General features: G+C 35.8%; 17 protein-coding genes. 12 read left to right on the forward strand and 5 right to left on the reverse strand.

Features of this window, described 5'->3' with window-relative positions:
• The first annotated feature begins 13 nt into the window (after positions 1-13).
• From atpA to ACK4R1_RS02145, 9 genes are all read left to right on the forward strand, one after another.
• Positions 14-1,591: a F0F1 ATP synthase subunit alpha gene (gene atpA, locus ACK4R1_RS02105; RefSeq protein WP_409682979.1), complete on the forward strand. Its 1,578-nt coding sequence runs from the start codon at positions 14-16 to the stop codon at positions 1,589-1,591.
• A 77-nt stretch (positions 1,592-1,668) separates the two neighbouring features.
• Positions 1,669-2,529: an ATP synthase F1 subunit gamma gene (gene atpG / locus ACK4R1_RS02110; RefSeq protein WP_409682982.1), complete on the forward strand. Its 861-nt coding sequence runs from the start codon at positions 1,669-1,671 to the stop codon at positions 2,527-2,529.
• Between the two features lie 79 nt (positions 2,530-2,608).
• Positions 2,609-3,046, forward strand: coding sequence for a GNAT family N-acetyltransferase (locus ACK4R1_RS02115; protein WP_409682984.1), 438 nt, complete (start codon positions 2,609-2,611; stop codon positions 3,044-3,046).
• A gap of 41 nt (positions 3,047-3,087) precedes the next feature.
• The gene (locus ACK4R1_RS02120) at positions 3,088-4,554 is read left to right on the forward strand and encodes a lipopolysaccharide biosynthesis protein (protein WP_409682987.1); all 1,467 of its coding nucleotides are present in this window, start codon (positions 3,088-3,090) and stop codon (positions 4,552-4,554) included.
• A gap of 1 nt (position 4,555) precedes the next feature.
• Positions 4,556-4,990, forward strand: coding sequence for a dUTP diphosphatase (dut, locus tag ACK4R1_RS02125; RefSeq protein WP_187659198.1), 435 nt, complete (start codon positions 4,556-4,558; stop codon positions 4,988-4,990).
• A gap of 95 nt (positions 4,991-5,085) precedes the next feature.
• Positions 5,086-6,096, forward strand: coding sequence for a sugar phosphate nucleotidyltransferase (locus ACK4R1_RS02130; RefSeq protein WP_409682991.1), 1,011 nt, complete (start codon positions 5,086-5,088; stop codon positions 6,094-6,096).
• A gap of 9 nt (positions 6,097-6,105) precedes the next feature.
• Positions 6,106-7,455: a tetratricopeptide repeat protein gene (locus tag ACK4R1_RS02135; protein ID WP_409682994.1), complete on the forward strand. Its 1,350-nt coding sequence runs from the start codon at positions 6,106-6,108 to the stop codon at positions 7,453-7,455.
• Positions 7,455-8,240 carry a DUF4292 domain-containing protein gene (locus tag ACK4R1_RS02140; RefSeq protein WP_409682997.1) on the forward strand — a complete coding sequence of 262 codons (786 nt, stop codon included), beginning with the start codon at positions 7,455-7,457 and terminating at the stop codon, positions 8,238-8,240. The genes ACK4R1_RS02135 and ACK4R1_RS02140 overlap by 1 nt, the downstream gene beginning before the upstream one ends.
• 22 nt (positions 8,241-8,262) lie before the next feature.
• Positions 8,263-9,519 (forward strand): murein hydrolase activator EnvC family protein, encoded by a 1,257-nt coding sequence (locus ACK4R1_RS02145; RefSeq protein ID WP_409683000.1) that lies wholly within the window; start codon positions 8,263-8,265, stop codon positions 9,517-9,519.
• A gap of 37 nt (positions 9,520-9,556) precedes the next feature.
• Here the strand turns inward: ACK4R1_RS02145 and ACK4R1_RS02150 are convergent, their stop codons facing one another.
• Both ACK4R1_RS02150 and ACK4R1_RS02155 read right to left on the reverse strand, forming a co-directional pair.
• Positions 9,557-10,066: an acyl-CoA thioesterase gene (locus tag ACK4R1_RS02150; protein ID WP_409683002.1), complete on the reverse strand. Its 510-nt coding sequence runs from the start codon at positions 10,064-10,066 to the stop codon at positions 9,557-9,559.
• A gap of 63 nt (positions 10,067-10,129) precedes the next feature.
• On the reverse strand, positions 10,130-11,074 hold the full coding sequence (locus ACK4R1_RS02155) for an SPOR domain-containing protein (RefSeq protein ID WP_409683005.1): 945 nt from the start codon (positions 11,072-11,074) through the stop codon (positions 10,130-10,132).
• Between the two features lie 101 nt (positions 11,075-11,175).
• On the opposite strand from ACK4R1_RS02155, the gene dprA reads away from it, so the two are divergent.
• Entirely contained in the window at positions 11,176-12,288 is a 1,113-nt protein-coding gene (dprA, locus tag ACK4R1_RS02160) for a DNA-processing protein DprA (RefSeq protein WP_409683008.1), read from the forward strand.
• Between the two features lie 10 nt (positions 12,289-12,298).
• The gene (locus ACK4R1_RS02165; RefSeq protein WP_409683011.1) at positions 12,299-13,735 is read left to right on the forward strand and encodes a hypothetical protein; all 1,437 of its coding nucleotides are present in this window, start codon (positions 12,299-12,301) and stop codon (positions 13,733-13,735) included.
• Between the two features lie 3 nt (positions 13,736-13,738).
• Here the strand turns inward: ACK4R1_RS02165 and trpS are convergent, their stop codons facing one another.
• Positions 13,739-14,716 carry a tryptophan--tRNA ligase gene (gene trpS, locus ACK4R1_RS02170; protein ID WP_409683013.1) on the reverse strand — a complete coding sequence of 326 codons (978 nt, stop codon included), beginning with the start codon at positions 14,714-14,716 and terminating at the stop codon, positions 13,739-13,741.
• 73 nt (positions 14,717-14,789) lie between these two features.
• Between trpS and ACK4R1_RS02175 the strand changes: the two genes are divergently transcribed.
• Positions 14,790-15,539 (forward strand): lysophospholipid acyltransferase family protein, encoded by a 750-nt coding sequence (locus tag ACK4R1_RS02175; protein ID WP_409683016.1) that lies wholly within the window; start codon positions 14,790-14,792, stop codon positions 15,537-15,539.
• Between the two features lie 69 nt (positions 15,540-15,608).
• Here the strand turns inward: ACK4R1_RS02175 and ACK4R1_RS02180 are convergent, their stop codons facing one another.
• Together ACK4R1_RS02180 and ACK4R1_RS02185 are read right to left on the reverse strand one after the other, a co-directional pair.
• Positions 15,609-17,216: a hypothetical protein gene (locus ACK4R1_RS02180; RefSeq protein ID WP_409683019.1), complete on the reverse strand. Its 1,608-nt coding sequence runs from the start codon at positions 17,214-17,216 to the stop codon at positions 15,609-15,611.
• The gene (locus ACK4R1_RS02185) at positions 17,213-17,764 is read right to left on the reverse strand and encodes an RNA polymerase sigma factor (RefSeq protein WP_409683021.1); all 552 of its coding nucleotides are present in this window, start codon (positions 17,762-17,764) and stop codon (positions 17,213-17,215) included. Before ACK4R1_RS02185 ends, ACK4R1_RS02180 begins: the two co-directional genes overlap by 4 nt.
• Positions 17,765-17,786: the final 22 nt, after the last annotated feature.

The following is a 17,786-nucleotide window of genomic DNA, read 5'->3' on the forward strand; positions in this document are numbered from 1 at the left end:
AAGATATATCAAAATGGCGGAAATTAAAGCTGCTGAAATTTCAGCAATATTAAAAAAACAGTTAGAAGGATTTCAATCTGGTGCTACTTTAGAAGAAGTAGGTTCAGTACTTCAAGTAGGTGATGGTATCGCTCGTGTGTATGGTTTATCAAACGCACAATATGGTGAGTTGGTACAATTCGATAACGGATTAGAAGCTATCGTTTTGAACTTAGAAGAAGACAACGTCGGAGTTGTACTTTTAGGACCATCAACCGGAATTAAAGAAGGTTCTATCGTAAAAAGAACTCAACGTATCGCTTCTTTGAAAGTAGGTGAGCAAATCGTAGGTCGTGTTGTGGATACTTTAGGTAACCCAATCGACGGTAAAGGACCAATCGGAGGTGACTTATACGAAATGCCATTGGAAAGAAAAGCTCCTGGAGTTATCTTCCGTCAACCGGTAACTGAGCCGTTACAAACCGGTATCAAGTCAATCGACGCTATGATTCCTGTAGGTAGAGGTCAACGTGAGTTGGTTATTGGTGACCGTCAAACCGGTAAAACAACGGTTTGTATCGATACTATCTTGAACCAAAAAGAATTCTACGATGCCGGTCAACCGGTATACTGTATCTATGTTGCTATTGGACAAAAGGCTTCAACAGTAGCAGGTATTGCAAAAACATTAGAAGAAAAAGGCGCTATGGCATATACAACAATCGTTGCTGCTAACGCTTCAGATCCTGCGCCAATGCAGGTATATGCTCCAATGGCAGGTGCTGCTATCGGAGAATATTTCAGAGATTCAGGTCGTCCTGCTTTGATTATCTATGATGATTTATCAAAACAAGCGGTAGCTTACCGTGAGGTGTCTTTGTTGTTAAGAAGACCACCGGGACGTGAGGCTTATCCTGGAGACGTATTCTACTTACACAGCCGTTTATTAGAAAGAGCTTGTAAAGTAATTGCGGATGATGATATCGCTAAAAACATGAACGATTTACCTGATACGTTGAAACCAATCGTAAAAGGTGGCGGTTCCTTAACAGCTTTACCAATCATTGAAACACAAGCGGGTGACGTTTCTGCCTATATTCCAACCAACGTAATTTCGATTACTGACGGTCAGATTTTCTTGGATGGGGATTTATTCAACTCCGGAGTTCGTCCGGCCATTAACGTAGGTATTTCGGTATCTCGTGTTGGAGGTAATGCTCAAATTAAATCGATGAAAAAAGTAGCGGGTACTTTGAAATTAGACCAAGCGCAATTCCGTGAATTGGAAGCGTTTGCTAAATTCGGTTCCGATTTGGATGCGGTTACTTTAAACGTAATTGAAAAAGGTAGAAGAAACGTTGAAATTTTAAAACAAGCCGTAAACGATCCTTATACTGTAGAAGACCAAGTAGCGATTATCTATGCAGGTTCTAAAAACTTGTTGAGAAACGTTCCTGTAAACAAAGTAAAAGAATTCGAAAGAGATTTCATCGAGTACTTGAACAACAAACACAGAGATGTTTTAAATGCTTTAAAAGCTGGTAAGTTAGACGATAACATTACTGACGTTTTAGAAAAAACTGCTAAAGAAATTTCAGCGAAATATAACTAATAACAATTTGAAAATTTGAGAATTTGAAGATGTAACCCATTTTCAAATTTTCAAATTATCTAATTTTCAAATTAAATATGGCAAACTTAAAGGAAATCCGTAATAGAATTACTTCCGTTCAGTCGACGATGCAGATTACATCGGCGATGAAAATGGTTTCTGCCGCAAAGTTGAAAAAAGCACAAGATGCCATTACAGCAATGCGACCTTATGCCGAAAAATTAACGGAATTATTACAAAGCGTTAGTGCTACTTTAGACGGAGATGCCGGTGGACAATACACTACGCAACGCGAAGTAAACAAAGTATTGGTGGTTGTTATAACTTCTAATAGAGGTTTGGCCGGTGCATTCAATACTAACGTTATCAAGCAGGCCAAAGAAGTTGCTGATAGCTACGCAGGAAAACAAGTGGATTTTTTTGCTATAGGTAAAAAAGGAAACGACTTTTTCAGAAAAGTAAATACTGTAATCGAAAACAAAAGTGAAGTATTTGACAACCTAACTTTTGACAATGTAGCCGAAATCGCTGACGCATTGACTGAGAAATTCGTTTCCGGTGAATATGACAAAATCGAAATCGTTTACAACCAATTCAAAAATGCAGCAACGCAAATCGTTCAAGTAGAGCAGTTTTTACCTTTAGCTCCAATCGCTTCTGACAAGCCTGTATCAACCGGAGATTACATTTTTGAACCTTCAAAAGAAGAAATCGTGTTGACCTTGATTCCAAAATCATTAAAAACACAATTGTACAAATCCATCAGAGATTCTTTTGCAGCTGAACATGGCGCGCGTATGACGGCGATGCACAAAGCAACAGACAACGCAACCGAATTGAGAAACCAATTGAAATTAACCTACAACAAAGCACGTCAAGCTGCTATTACTAACGAAATCTTAGAGATTGTTGGTGGTGCTGAAGCTTTGAAAGGCTAATTTCAAAACAATATTTTTAGTAAAAAGAGTCAACGAGAGTTGGCTCTTTTTTTATTACTTTTAAATTAAAATTTAACCGATGCAAGTCAGAGAACTTAAAACCCTTTCCGAAATGTTGGAGCAATTCAGCACTATGCAATTTCTGTATCCGAATATGACCATCGAACGCTATGAATCTTTCTTAAAAGACATGATTCCCAAAAGCTACAAACAAGTGGCCGTTTTTGAAGACAATGTTTGCATAGGATTGACCGGATTTTGGTTTGGCACCAAATTATGGACCGGAAAATACATAGAAATCGATAATTTTATCGTTCATCCCGACCATCGACAAAAAGGAATTGGTGGTATTATTTCTAATTATATCGATGAGAAGGCCAAAGAATTAAACTGTACATGCATCGTCTTAGATGCCTTTACCGGAAACTTTCCCGCGCACAAATTCTACTATAATTTGGGCTATGTACCCAGAGGTTTTCATTTTATCAAAACTATTGACGAAAATGGATTTTCCTAATCCAATAAAACCCTATTTTTGTTTCACTAACAAGCATCACTTTGAGTTTATATAAAAGTCTTTTTAAGCAAACACTAATCTATGGTTTAGCCACGGTTTTGCCGAGAATGATAAGCTTTTTGCTGAATCCGTTATACGTTGATCAATTGCCTAAACAAGAGTTTGCGGATGTTTCTATCGTATTTGCTTGGTTAGTCTTTTTCAATGTAATTCTGTCCTACGGAATGGAAACCGCGTTCTTCCGATTCTACAATACCGAAGACAATAAGAAAAGAGTCATTTCTACTTCGACAGTTTCAATTTTTTGGACATCAATCGCTTTTTTAGGCTTGGCCTTGCTTTTTAGAAACACGTTGTCACATTGGTCCGGCATCAAAGTCGAATATGTTACTTATACCATTTGGATTTTAGTATTAGATGCTTTGGCGATTATTCCGTTTTCACGAATGCGCGCAACCAAAAGACCTATGATGTATGCCATTGTTAAGATTGGAAATGTCATGGTCAATATGGTTTTAAACCTGTTTTTTCTGTTGCTTTTACCACAATTAGCCCAAGCCAATCCCGATGGGTTTTTCAGCACTATTTATTATGAAAATTTCCAAGTAGGTTACATTTTTGTAGCCAATTTAATGGCCAGTTTATTAACCTTTGTAGTACTTTCTCCGGATTATTTGAAAATCAATTGGAGTTTCGATTTCCAACTTTGGAAGCGAATGATGAAGTACGGTTTACCCATTTTAATTGCCGGCGTAGCGTTTGCCATCAACGAGCATTTCGACAAAATTCTCTTGGATTGGATGAATGTTCCTAAAGCCGATATCGGAGCGTATTCAGCGTGTTACAAAATCGGAATGTTTATGGTATTGTTCAGAACGGCTTACACTTTGGGAATAGAACCGTTCTTTTTTAGTCATGCTGCCAATGAAAATGCGCAACAAACCTATGCGACCATTACAAAGTACTTCGTGATTTTTGGTTCTTTCATCAGTCTTTTTGTAATTGCGTTTATCGATTTATTAAAATTGCCTTTGGTTCCGGAAGCTACTTATTGGGTGGCAATCAAAGTCGTGCCACTGATTGTCTTGGCCAATTTCTTTTTGGGCATTTACACCAACTTATCCGTTTGGTATAAATTAATCGACAAAACCAGAATAGGCGCTTATATTTCTATTGTCGGCGCTTTGGTGACACTTCTGCTCAATTATATCCTTATCAAACAAGGATTTAGTTATTATGGTTCAGCCATTGCAACCATCGCGGCTTATGGAACTATGATGATAATCTCTTATAAATTGGGACAAAAGCAATACCCTATTCCATACGACATTAATACGATTTTAAAATATTTAGGACTTTCCATCTTGTTTTCGGGAATCTCTTTTTACGTTCCGATGTTAAGAGAGAATTATTTTGTCAAGATAGTGTTACTATCACTATTTTTATATTTCATTTACCGCAACGAAAAGGAAACTTTACTCAGAATCATTAAAAGAAAAGCAAAATAAAATGACCATCAAAATCATCAATAAATCACAACACGAGTTGCCAAATTACGAAACCATCGCCTCAGCCGGAATGGATTTAAGAGCTAATTTGACTGAATCAATTGTGTTAAAATCTTTAGAAAGAACCATAGTAAAGACAGGCCTTTTTATTGAATTACCCATTGGCTACGAAGCCCAAGTTCGCCCTAGAAGCGGTTTGGCAGCTAAAAAAGGAATCACAGTCTTAAATTCACCCGGAACAGTTGATGCCGATTATCGAGGAGAAATTGGGGTGATTTTAGTAAATTTATCCAATGAAGATTTCGTAATCGAAAACGGAGAAAGAATCGCCCAATTAATCATCGCCAAACATGAACGCGCCGAGTGGATTGAAGTTCAGGAATTATCCGAAACTTCCCGTGGCGAAGGCGGATTCGGAAGCACAGGCGTAAAATAGTTGGTAGTAATTAGAAAATAAAGTAAAAACACCTAGCGAACTTTGCGTCCCGATTGCTATCGGGATTGCGAACTTTGCGGTTAAAATAAATTAAAATGAAAATCATAGTTCCCATGGCCGGTCGCGGTTCGCGCCTTCGTCCACATACCTTAACCATTCCAAAACCTTTAATTCCCGTTGCCGGAAAACCAATTGTTCATCGCTTGGTAGAAGACATCGCCGGAGTTCTAAATCAAGAAATTGAAGAAGTAGCTTTTATCATCCATGAAAGTTTTGGACAAAAAGTTGAAGAAGAACTAATTGCCATCGCCCAAAAGTTAGGCGCTAAAGGAACGATTTATTACCAAAATGAAGCCTTAGGAACCGGTCACGCCATCATGTGTGCCAAAGATTCTTTAAGTGGACCCGCGGTGATTGCTTATGCCGATACTTTAATCCGAGCTGATTTCGATTTAGACAAAACTGCCGATAGCGTCATTTGGGTAAAACAAGTAGAAGACCCAAGTGCTTTTGGGGTAATTAATTTAAACAATAACAACGAAATTATCGAGTTAGTAGAAAAACCAAAGGAGTTTGTATCTGACTTGGCTGTTATCGGAATCTATTATTTTAAAGACGTTGCGGTGTTGAAAAGCGAACTGCAATCAGTTTTAGACAATAATATTATTCATGGCGGCGAATACCAAATTAATGACGGAATTAAACAAATGATGGCAAAAGGCATGAAATTTGTGCCGGGAAAAGTAGATGAATGGATGGATTGCGGAAACAAAGATGTTACGGTAGAAACCAATTCCAGAATGTTAGGTTTTTTGCATAATGACGGAGAAAATTTAATCGCCGAAACGGTACGATTAGAGAATGCCACTATTATTCCGCCATGTTACATTGGAGAAGACGTTGCCATTATCAACTCCATCGTTGGACCAAATGTATCCTTAGGCAAAGGAACACACGTAACCAATACCAAAATCCAAAATAGTTTGGTGCAAACACATGCACACATTAAAAATGCAAAATTAGACAACGCAATGATTGGAAATCACGCTACCTTTGACGGCGAATTTAAGAGCATCAGCATCGGAGATTATTCGGTTTTAGAATAAAAATAGAAAATGAAAAGATTTGTTATTTATAGTTTGTTACTCGGAATGTTTTTCGTTCCCAATGTTGCTTTGGCCCAAGAGGAACCAAACAATATCGCCGTGATAGACGATGGATTTCAAGATCATTTCTACGAAGCGTTAAAACAAAAAAGCATCGAAAACTACGACAAGGCTATTCTGTCATTGGAAAGATGCAAGGAAATTCAGCCCGAAAATCCGGTAACATATTTCGAATTAGGGAAAAATTATTTGGCCCAAAAAAAATATACTGAAGCTTACGCTAATTTTGAAAAAGTTACCCAAATAGATCCTAAAAACCGTTGGGCCTGGGTTGGCATGTACGATGTTTGCTACGACACTCAAGATTATAACAAAGCAATAGTTATCGTCGAAAAATTAGTTGAATTTAAGGCTGAATACAAAGAAGATTTGACTTCGCTTTACATGAATACCCAACAATTTGACAAAGCTTTAGAACTGATCAACGAGTTGAATGAAAAAGTAGGCAAGTCAGACAAACGCGAATTGTATAAATCGGATATTCTGAGAGATGCCAAATACCAATCGGCAGAAAAGAACCATTTATTAGACCAAATCAAAAAATTCCCGAAGGAAGAATCCAACTATATTTCTCTGATCTATATGTATTCACAAAGTAATCAAGAAGAAAAAGCGTTGGAAATAGCCAAGAAATTGGAAAAAGAAATCCCAACCTCCGATTGGGCGCAAGTGAGTTTGTTCAAATTTCATTTGAATAATAATGACGGAGACAATGCCGTGAAAGCGATGAATTTGGTTTTACCAAGTCAAAAAATCGACTCCAAAATCAAACACAGAATCCTGAATGAGTTTCTGATTTTTGCCAAAAACAATCCAAAATACGAAACCGATTTAGACAAAGCAATTTCTTATTTTGACAATGATAAAGAAGTCAAAGTTGCTAAAGAAATAGGCAAATTCTATTATGTAAAAGCCAATTGGGACAAAGCCATCAAGTACTTTGATAAACATCTTAAAAATGTTCAAGATGATGTAGAAACACAATTATTGGTGCTTCAAGCGCATACTGAAAAACAAGATTTTGTTGGTTTAAGTAAAAAAGCAGATGACTTAACTGAACTTTTTCCAACGCAACCGCAGTTTTATTATTATGCCGGTTTGGCTTATAATCAAACGCAAAATTTCAAGAAAGCAGCTTCAATACTAGAAACTGGCTTGGATTTTGTTATCAATGACACGGCTTTAGAAATCAATTTCAACATCCAATTAGGCGAAGCTTACAATGGTTTGGGCGATATGAAGAAGAAAGAAAAGTATTTTAACAAGGCCAATGAACTCATTAACAAACAAAAGAAATAATGAAATATTGGTATATTATATTATCCTTGGTTTTTTTGACCTCTTGTAAATCAAAAGCTAATTTGGTCGATTCTAATTCGAAACCCAATGTTGCGATTGATTCCGGCGCTATTAATTCTCAGAAAATCATCACGAATCATTACAACAATAAAAGTGATTTTTCTACGTTATACATTAGGTCAAGCGCCAAATACAGAGATGAAAAACAATCTCAAAATGTTTCGGCCGAAATCAAAATTAAAAAAGGAGAGAAGATTTTAGTAAGCATTCGTTTCTTAGGAATCACTATGGCAAAAGCCCTTATTACCCCTAAAGAAGTGAAGTATTACGAAAAGTTAAACGGTACTTATTTCGAAGGCGATTATGCTTCTTTAAGCGAATGGTTAGGAACCGATTTGGATTTTAATAAAATCCAAAACATGCTTGTCGGCAAACCGATTGATGATTTGACCCAACAAGATTACGTTTATGAATTAACGGATAAGTTTTATAAATTGAGTGCTGTTAAGGATAAAACCGAGAAGATTTTTTCCTTTGAAGCGAAAAATTACTTGCTAAAAAAGCAAGAGATATCCCAACCTGAAAAAGACAGAACGTTCACCGTGAATTATCCCAATTTTCAGGATTTTGCTTTAGCAATTTTACCGGCAAACTTGCAGATAAATGCTATGCAGAAGAAAGGAAAGACAGAAATTTCAATTGATTATAACTCGGTTACCTTTAACGAAGACCTTTCCTTTCCTTACAGTGTTCCCGACGGATATGACCGAATTTTTATAAATTAGACTTGCCAAAATATTTTTAACTATGCCAAAATTCTTTTTCTGCCTACTATTCTTTTGTTTAGCTACGCCAATGTGGAGCCAACAGCCTACACAAGAAGAACTCGAACAGCGAAAAATCAAAATTCAACTCGAAATTCAAGAGAAAGAAAAATTGTTGCAATCTGTGAAGAGCCAAGAAAAATCAGTTGTTAGTCAGTTGATGATTCAAAAAGAAAAAATCGGACTCAAAGAAAAACTAATCAAGACCACCGAAAAGCAAACCAAGTTATTGAGTAACGATATTTATATCAATCAGCTAAAAATCAATCAACTCAACCGCGACCTAGACCAACTGAGAAAAGACTATGCAGAAATGATTTTAAAGTCTTATAAAAGTCGATCGGAGCAAAGTCGCGCTATGTTCTTATTGTCTTCCCAAAATTTCCTTCAAGCCTACAAAAGAGCTCAGTATATGAAACAATATGCAAGTTACCGAAAAATGCAAGGCGAAGAAATCAAAGGGAAAACAAATCAATTGGTTGCTTATAATGAAAAAATTGGTGCTCAAAAATCAGAGAAAGAAAAGCTAATTGCTGAAAATGAAAAAGAAAAGCAAGAATTGGAAAAAGAAAAGCAAGAACAAGAAAAAATAGCTAATCAAATTAAGAAAGAGAAGGTAAAAATTACAGCCGAAATCAAGAAAAAGCAAGCAGAAACTAAAAAGATTGACGCTCAAATCAAGAAAATGATTCGCGAATCGATTGCAGAAGCGAATAGAAAAACGGCGGCTGCAAATCTTAAAGCGAACCCAAAAATTACAGCCGCTGAGAAAAAAGCGATTGAAACATCAACCAATATAGTTTTAACCCCAGAAGGAAAAATCATTTCCGATAATTTCAAAGCCAACAAAGGAAGATTACCTTGGCCGGTGGAAAAAGGTGCAATTAGTTTAGGATATGGAAATCAGCCACATCCGGTTTTTAAAACTTTAGAAGTACACAATAGCGGAATCGAAATTTCAACAGAAAGTGGCGCTTCTGCAAGAGCTGTATTTGCGGGAGAAGTTACCCAAGTTCAACAAATATCTCCACTTAAAAAAGCGGTATCGGTTAAACACGGAGATTTCTTTACCATTTACCAAAATTTAAGTTCCGTTAATGTACAAGTAGGCGATAAGGTTTCGGCTAAAGAAACTCTAGGTAAAATTAGAACTGATGCAGATGGCAGAACAGTTCTCAAATTCTTAGTATCGCAAAACTCAACGCTTTTCAATCCAACCACATGGTTGTCCGGAAGATAAAAAGAAAAAAGTCCCTGAGTAATCAGGGACTTTTTAGTTATACAAATAATGCTTTTAATTCGGTGGCGTCGTGCGGATTCATTTTACCTGCCAAAACCAAACTCAATTGTTTTCTGCGAAGTGCGGCATCATATCTTGCTTTTTCCAATTCTGTTTCCGGTTCAATTGCAGGCACAGGCACAGGATTCCCCGTTTCGTTTACTGCAACAAAAGTGTAAATCGCTTCGTTTGCTTTGGCTCTGCTTCCCGATTCTCTGTCTTCAATCCAAACATCAATAAAAATTTCCATCGAAGAAGTAAAAGCTCTCGAAACTTTGGCTTCTACAGTTACAACGCTTCCCAATGGAATAGCTTTATTGAAAGCTACGTGATTTACCGAAGCGGTTACTACAATTCTACGGGAATGTCTTCGGGCGGCAATACTGGCGGCTCTGTCCATTCTGGCGAGTAATTCACCACCAAAAAGATTGTTCAAGGGATTAGTTTCACTTGGTAAAACCAAATCGGTTAAAACCGTCAAAGATTCTGAAGGATGTTTTGGTGTCATGTCAATTTTTTTTTGGCAAAGGTAATTACAGTAAACAAAAAATCCCGATTTCTCGGGACTTTTTTATAATTCTTCTATCAGCAACCAAGCATCTTTATTGTCGAGTTTCTGTATGTCTTTCATCGTGCCTTGCGCTTCTGTAAAAGAGGAGAAACTTCCGTAAAGTACCGGAAATAATCCGTGTTTGTTAGCAGGCAATCTTTTGGCTTTAAAACCTAGTTTCAACAAAGATTGATAAGCATTTTCCGCATTGCTCTCTATTCTGAAAACGCCGGCTACAACATGATAAGGCTGTTTTTCATTCGGAACAGTTAAAGTTACACTTGGCAACGGGTTCTCAATAAAGAAAGTTGCTTCTTGTATTTTTTGGTTGATTTTTTTCTGAACGTTAGATTGAACCAATAAAGTTTCTTGCTCAATTTGCATTAAATAATTGTCATACAATTTATACCCTAAAACACCAGTTAAGCCTAAAGAAAGTGTAATAATAGCAGCATATTTCAATGCTTTATAACCGCTTCTTTTTTCAGGTGTAAAAGTGATTGGTGCTTTTTCTTCGAGAGTTTCAACCACTTGTTTGTATGTTTCGCGTTTTACCGCAGGAGAAACAAACGAACTCAAACCAAAAGATTCTTTCAAGTAATTGATTTGATCAACCGGAACGAATACCAAGTTTTTTTCAGAGTTTAAAGTAAACTCACCAATATTCTTAATCGAAAAACGACCAAACTCTTGAATCTTATTTTTCCAATCGGCAACTTCATTCTGAATGGCATTTACGGCAACTTCATAGGCAATTTTTTCAGTTTGTGCCAAATGATTGGCCAACAAACCGTCATTATTTTTAATAAAAGGATTGAACGAAACCAATTTCTTCGGCGGATAAAACGAATGGGCGTTTTCATCCAATTGCGCCGATTGGAATTCGGTCAAAAAAGCACCGAAACCCGGAACGGTAACGCATTGATAACGATATAATAATTGGGAAATGTATGGTTCAATCTTCATGTCAACAAATTTAGAGAAACAATAGTAGTATCAAAAAATTATTCACAAATTTTATTAACAATCCAAAAGAAAAATATTTATTTTTGTAGTAATTTATTGATATGAATAATACTGAACTTTTCCATCTTTTAGCCCTTTCCCAAGTTGATGGCGTGGGCGATATTGTGGCTAAAAAACTCATAAATCATTGTGGTTCAGCAGCAAATGTTTTTAAAGCAAAGGTAAAAGAATTAAAAGCCATTGACGGCGTTGGTGAAATGCTGATTAAAAACCTCAAAGACAAAAGTATTTTCGCAAAAGCTGAGTTGGAAATGCAATACATTCAAAATGAAAATGTCCAAGTGTTGCACTTTCAAAATGACGATTATCCCGACAGGTTAAAACATTGTATTGATGGTCCGGTTTTGCTCTTTGCTTCAGGTAATTTCGACTTTAAAAAGCGCAAAATGATTAGCATAGTCGGAACAAGACAAATTACTTCTTATGGGACCGATTTTTGCAAAAAACTCATCGAAGATTTAGCCATTTTTAATCCAATCATTGTCAGCGGATTTGCTTACGGTGTTGACATTGTGGCGCATCAATCGGCTATGGAAAATAATTTGCAAACTATTGGCGTTTTGGCGCATGGTTTAAATCAAATTTATCCTAAATCGCATAAAAAATATGTCGCCAAAATAGAACAGAATGGTGGTTTCTTAACGGAGTTCTGGAGCAATTCCAATCCCGAAAAAGAAAACTTTGTAAAGCGAAATCGAATCGTTGCCGGTATGAGTGAAGCTACAATTGTAATTGAAAGTGCCGACAAAGGCGGTTCGTTAATTACGGCCAATATGGCCAACGATTACAATAGAGATGTCTTCGCCGTTCCCGGAAGAACTACTGATAAATACAGTCAAGGCTGTAATGATTTAATTAAATCGCAACGTGCTAATTTGATTACTTCGGCAGCAGATTTAGTTTATTGTTTGAATTGGGAGATTCATTCACATGTTCAGAACGACAATAAGGTTGTTCAAAAACAACTTTTTGTGACTTTGGATTTTGAAGAACAAAAAATTTATGATTACTTGCAAAAAAATGGCAAACAATCGTTGGATGTTGTTGCATTGGAGTGTGATTTCCCAATATTTAAAATTTCTTCTATTCTTTTGACGATGGAATTAAAAGGAATTATCAGACCTTTGCCGGGAAAATTTTTTGAAGCGGTTTAAAATGAATCAAATGAATATAATTAAAATAGCAACTTTATTGTCGCTTGAAACTTCTAAAATAGGTTTGCTGACAGAAGCTGATTTTGCCGAAATGAAAAGCAAATTAGAAGCTGAAAAGGCCAATCATCCCAATTTAACCGATGAATCCATAGCACTTTTCTTTCAGGCTTTAAGTAATAATGCTATGTTGTTTCAAGCAGTAATGAACAATAGAGCTTTGTTTAACTTTTTTACCCAAAAAAATCTTTCCAAAAAACAATTTCAAGTAGTAGTTGATTTTCAGGATGAAGTACAAATCAAAGGCTTTATCCAAATGTACTTAATGGCCGATATTAATCCTTTTGTTTATCATAAAATAGCAGCCAATGACTTTGAAGAAATTGCTTTATTGGCTGAAGGACGACAGTTTTTACCGGATAGAGTTATAGAAAAAATGCGGTTTTATGCGATTGAAAAATTAGAGTTAGCCGATAAGACATTGAAACCACCTTTTGGTGATTTCTCTAAAATTTTGTACATCAAAGATGCCAATTTCTTCACTTTTTTAAATGGATTAAAAAATGAAGAGATAGAAGAAAAGGTCAAATCATTATTAACGACTCTTATGAATCTATTCATGGCAGATAAAAGTTCAGAATTGGCCAAGCGAACCTTTACAGCGATGAAAAATTATCACGCAGTTGATGAAAATTTTTCGATAAGCATCGAAAGGTTAAAGGAAAGAGCGGAAATCAATTACAAACCTTTTGCTGTAAACAAAAAGAAATATTATTGGATTTATGCCGTTGTCGGTTTGCTTGTATTAACCAGAGTTTCCTTTTTTATAAATGACCTTTCAAAGATGAATTCTGAGCTTGACAGCTATCAAAATTATGAAGATTATGAAGTGCAATCTGAACCGAGAAAATTAGATCGTTATTATACAGACATGCGATTTAAAATCGATAGTTTCCGAGTGTTCTTAGCCGATTATAATCAAAATCAAATCAGAAGATTGACCAGACTAAGTAATATTAAAACCGGTCAAAATCCATTTCAAACGTTTTATCAAAATCAACCGACAGCAGAAAGCAGTAATTACTTAAAGTTTAGAAATACGTCTAAGTATGATATGGTACTTTTAGAAAATGCCGTTTTATATGACAGTATAAAAATTCCCAGAACGGCTCATTTTATTAAAGCAGGAGAATCGATTGAGGTTAATTTTAATAATGCCGCGGCTAAAACCATTTTCAATGTGTATATGGGCAAAAAATTGGCCACTTTCCAAACAGAAAGTAACCATTTGTTTATTAGAAGTGGTTCAATTGTAGAATACCGTTTTAGTGAACTTATCCCAAATGTGAAAGAAGTGCTTGAGACCGATTACACCTTCAAAAATGATGCTGATATTAATTTCGTCAACGGCCATTTAAGAGTTGATTCAAGAGGCTTAATTGTGAATTAATTTCTATTCGAAGCCAAGTTTTACTCTTACTTTTTGCAAAACAACATCAGCAATCGCTCCCGCTTTGGTTGCGCCTAATTTAAGCAAAGCGTCAACTTCGGCTTGGTTGCTCATATAGTAATTGTACTTTTCTCTTTCAGTTTTGAAACGTTCGCAAATCAGTTCAAACAAAGCTTGTTTGGCATGGCCATAACCAAAATCTCGGTTGGTATTGGTGTATTTTATTTTCATTTCGGCAATCTGTTCTGCATTGGCCACCAATTTATAAATCCCGAATATTTTACAAGTATCCGGATTTTTTGGTTCTTCTAATGGTGTGCTGTCGGTTTCAATGCTCATGATTTGCTTGCGCAACGCTTTATCATCTAAGAAAATATTGATGAGATTGCCACGAGATTTACTCATTTTATGACCATCGGTTCCGGGAACATACATGGTTTCTTCTTGTACTTTTCCTTCGGGTATGACGAAAGTTTCGCCCATTTGGTGATTGAAACGGGAAGCCACATCACGCGTGATTTCGATGTGCTGCATTTGGTCTTTTCCCACCGGGACAAAATTGGCCTCATACAATAAAATATCTGCCGCCATTAACATTGGATACGAAAATAATCCTGCATTGACATCTTCTAATCTGTCGGCTTTATCCTTGAAAGAATGTGCTAAAGTTAACCTTTGAAATGGAAAAAAGCAACTCAAATACCAAGACAATTCCGCCGTTTGAGGCACATCACTTTGACGGTAAAAAATCACTTTGTTGACATCCAAACCACAAGCCAACCAAACGGATGCCGTGCTGTATGTATTTTGGCGAAGTTCATCACCGTTTTTAATTTGGGTAACTGAATGTAAATCAGCTATAAAAAGAAACGACTCGTTGCTTGGATTTCTTGACAGTTCGATGGCAGGTAAAATCGCGCCCAATAAGTTTCCTAAATGTGGTGTTCCTGTACTTTGAATTCCGGTTAATATTTTTGACATCTTCAAATTTTTTCTAATCGCAAAGTTAAACGTTTGTATCAAAAATTGCATACCTTTCATTACATTTGACCACATGAGAGCATTGAAAATTGTTTTTTGGACGCTATATCGCATTTGGTTCTACATTTTGATGGCGATTCCTATCATCATTATGTTTCCATTTCTTTTTATTTCGATACTTTCAGAGAAATGGTATCCGTATTTTTTTGTCATGGCTAGAATTTGGGCTAAATTCATTCTTTTCGGAATGGGTTATCGCGTCAGGGTTGAGTTTGAACAAGAACCCGAAGTAGGCAAAAGCTATATGTTTGTGGCCAATCACACTTCGATGACGGATATTATGTTGATGCTTTCGATTGTAAAAAATCCTTTTGTTTTTGTAGGCAAAAAAGAGTTGTCAAAGATTCCTTTATTTGGATTTTTCTACAAGCGCACTTGTATTTTAGTAGATAGAAGTAGTTCTAAAAGCAGAATGGCAGTTTTTGAACGTGCTCAAAAAAGATTAAGTCAGGGGATTAGCATTTGTATCTTCCCCGAAGGTGGAGTTCCAGACGAAAGCGTGGTTTTAGACGAGTTCAAAGATGGCGCATTTCGCTTAGCCATTGAACACGAAATTCCTATAGTTCCTATGACTTTTTATGACAACAAAAGACTTTTCTCCTATACTTTTTTTAGCGGAAGCCCAGGATTAATGAGAGCCAAGGTGCATCGCTTTTTTGAAACTAAGACCAAAGGTCAGGACCTTAAAAAGACTTTAAAAAATAATGTTAGAGCATTGATTTTAAAAGATTTGCAAGACGATTTAAATAAAAAGAGTTCCTAACTAAGGAACTCTTTTCAGTTATTACTCGAAAGCAATAACACCACTTAACTAATTTTAAACAATCACAAACTAGAATTTATAGCTGATGCCACTGTAGATTCCAAACAAATAAGGTTTGAAGTTTCCGGCGTCTGAACTGAATGTGTTTAATTGGTATTTAAAAGTTGGCTCCACATTGAACTCAAAAGACTTCATAAAACCATATTTCAGTCCGATACCGAAATTGGTACTAAAGTGAATATTATTTAAATTGTTAGCTTCTCCTAAAAAGGTACTTCTGTTATCAGAGATTACGCTAACCGTATTGTCTTGAAGGAAGAGTGTACTAAAACCACCAATAATTCTGATGCCGAATTTTTTGTCTAACAAAGCATAAGTCATTTCTACCGGCATTTCTAAATAACCCATTTCTTGGTTAATATAGCCTTTGTTTTTGTGTACAAATGAGTCTTCAAAAGGCAAAAAAGCTGTTTCCGAAGTCACAGAATTTGCAGTATTTGTTATGTTATCTTGTACTTGAATCATTGAACCTGAAGCAGCAGGATTGATGTTTTTCAAGGATCTCGATTCAATTCCGGCAAAATAAACAATGTCATTGGTATTATAACTCATGTTGAATTTGTTTAATCCGGTTCTAACGGTAAGTTTTTTGGTAACGGCATAGCTAACACCAATACCAAAACCAACGCCCGTATTATAGGATTTTGAATTGTTTACAAGCGTTGAATCAAGCGGTGAACCGTTAGTTGCTGAACCTAAGAAAATAGGGGCGACATTTGAGGTGAGTTGCCACCTATTTAGCTTGGATTCTTGTTTTAATTTGTCTTCTTTTTTATTTAGCAATTCTTCCAATTCATTTTTTGCAATACTTTTGACAATGGCAGTATCGTTAATTTTGTTTTCGATTTCTTTGGTTGCTATTATCGAATTATTGCTTCCCTTTAAACCCTCAAGATTAAGATCTTTATTGATTTGTAACGAATTGACATTCCCTTTATTCTTGTTGTCATTGTCGTTTTGAGTAAGCGGATTTTCAGCAGTAAAAAGGTTGCTTTTTTCTTTATTGGCAATTATTTGAGCTTCTTGTTTTTCAGCCAATGTTTCGTTTAGTGAAGATTTATTTTTATCTGATTTCGATTTGTCTTTCGTAGATCGTTTTTTGTTTGAGTTGCTTTGAGCAATAGTTGATTTTGTTTCACCTGAGTTAGTAGGGGATTTTATTTTTCCAATTGAATTTTTTGGGTTTATTGTAGATTTATTAACTACTGCATTAATAGAGCTATTTGATTTTGGAGCCATATTATTTATGGTTCCGTCATTTTCTGAAACGGCTTCAACTTCAACGACATTCGTATTTGTGTTTGTATTGGTCTGGTTTTCCTTATCTTTCTCTAAAATACCATCAGTCGTTTTTCCTTGGTTTTGGTTGGAATTATCTTCAATTACAATTGGGTTTGTCGTTTTAATACCATCGTTTAAAACTTTGTCGCCAATCAAAACTCCAATTAGGAATACAGCTGCAACGCCCGAGAGTTTCCACCAAAACGGAATTACTCTTTTGCGCTTTTTTTCATTGAGTTTTGATTCAATATGGTTCCAAATATTATCAGCCGGATTGGCTTCAAAATCTCTGAACTTTTCTTGAAAAAGCCTATCTATGTTCTTTTTATCACTCATTTTGCAGAAGGAAACTTTTTAGTTTCTTCGTTTTTGTATTGTTCTATTTTTTCTTTTAAAATCATTCTGGCTCTGGCTAAATTCGACTTTGAGGTGCCAACTGTAATGGTCAACATTTCTCCAATTTCAGCATGCGAAAAGCCATCAATTACATAAAGGTTGAAAACCAATCGGTACCTATCGGGCAATTCCTGAATGATTTTCAGCAAATAATCCATCGAAATATTGTCGTCTTCTATTTCAATTTCTTGTTCATCAGCGATATCTTCATTGACTAAGCTTAAAAAAGTTTGATTCCGATATTGTTGTAAAACATGATTAATCATCACTCTTTTTAACCAACCATCAAAAGAACCTTTAAATGAAAATTGCTCAATTTTTTTAAAGATAAGTATAAACCCATCTTGTAAATTGTCTTGTGCCTCAGCATAATTGCGCGAATACTTTAAGCATACAGCAAACAGTTTTGGTGAATAGATTCGGTATAACTGTTCTTGTGCTTTCCTATTGTTGTTTTTGCAATCATTTATGAGTTGTTTTAATTCCAATTTTCAAAAATTGATTGTTTGC

The organism is Flavobacterium sp., from assembly GCF_046293665.1.
Lineage (GTDB): Bacteria > Bacteroidota > Bacteroidia > Flavobacteriales > Flavobacteriaceae > Flavobacterium.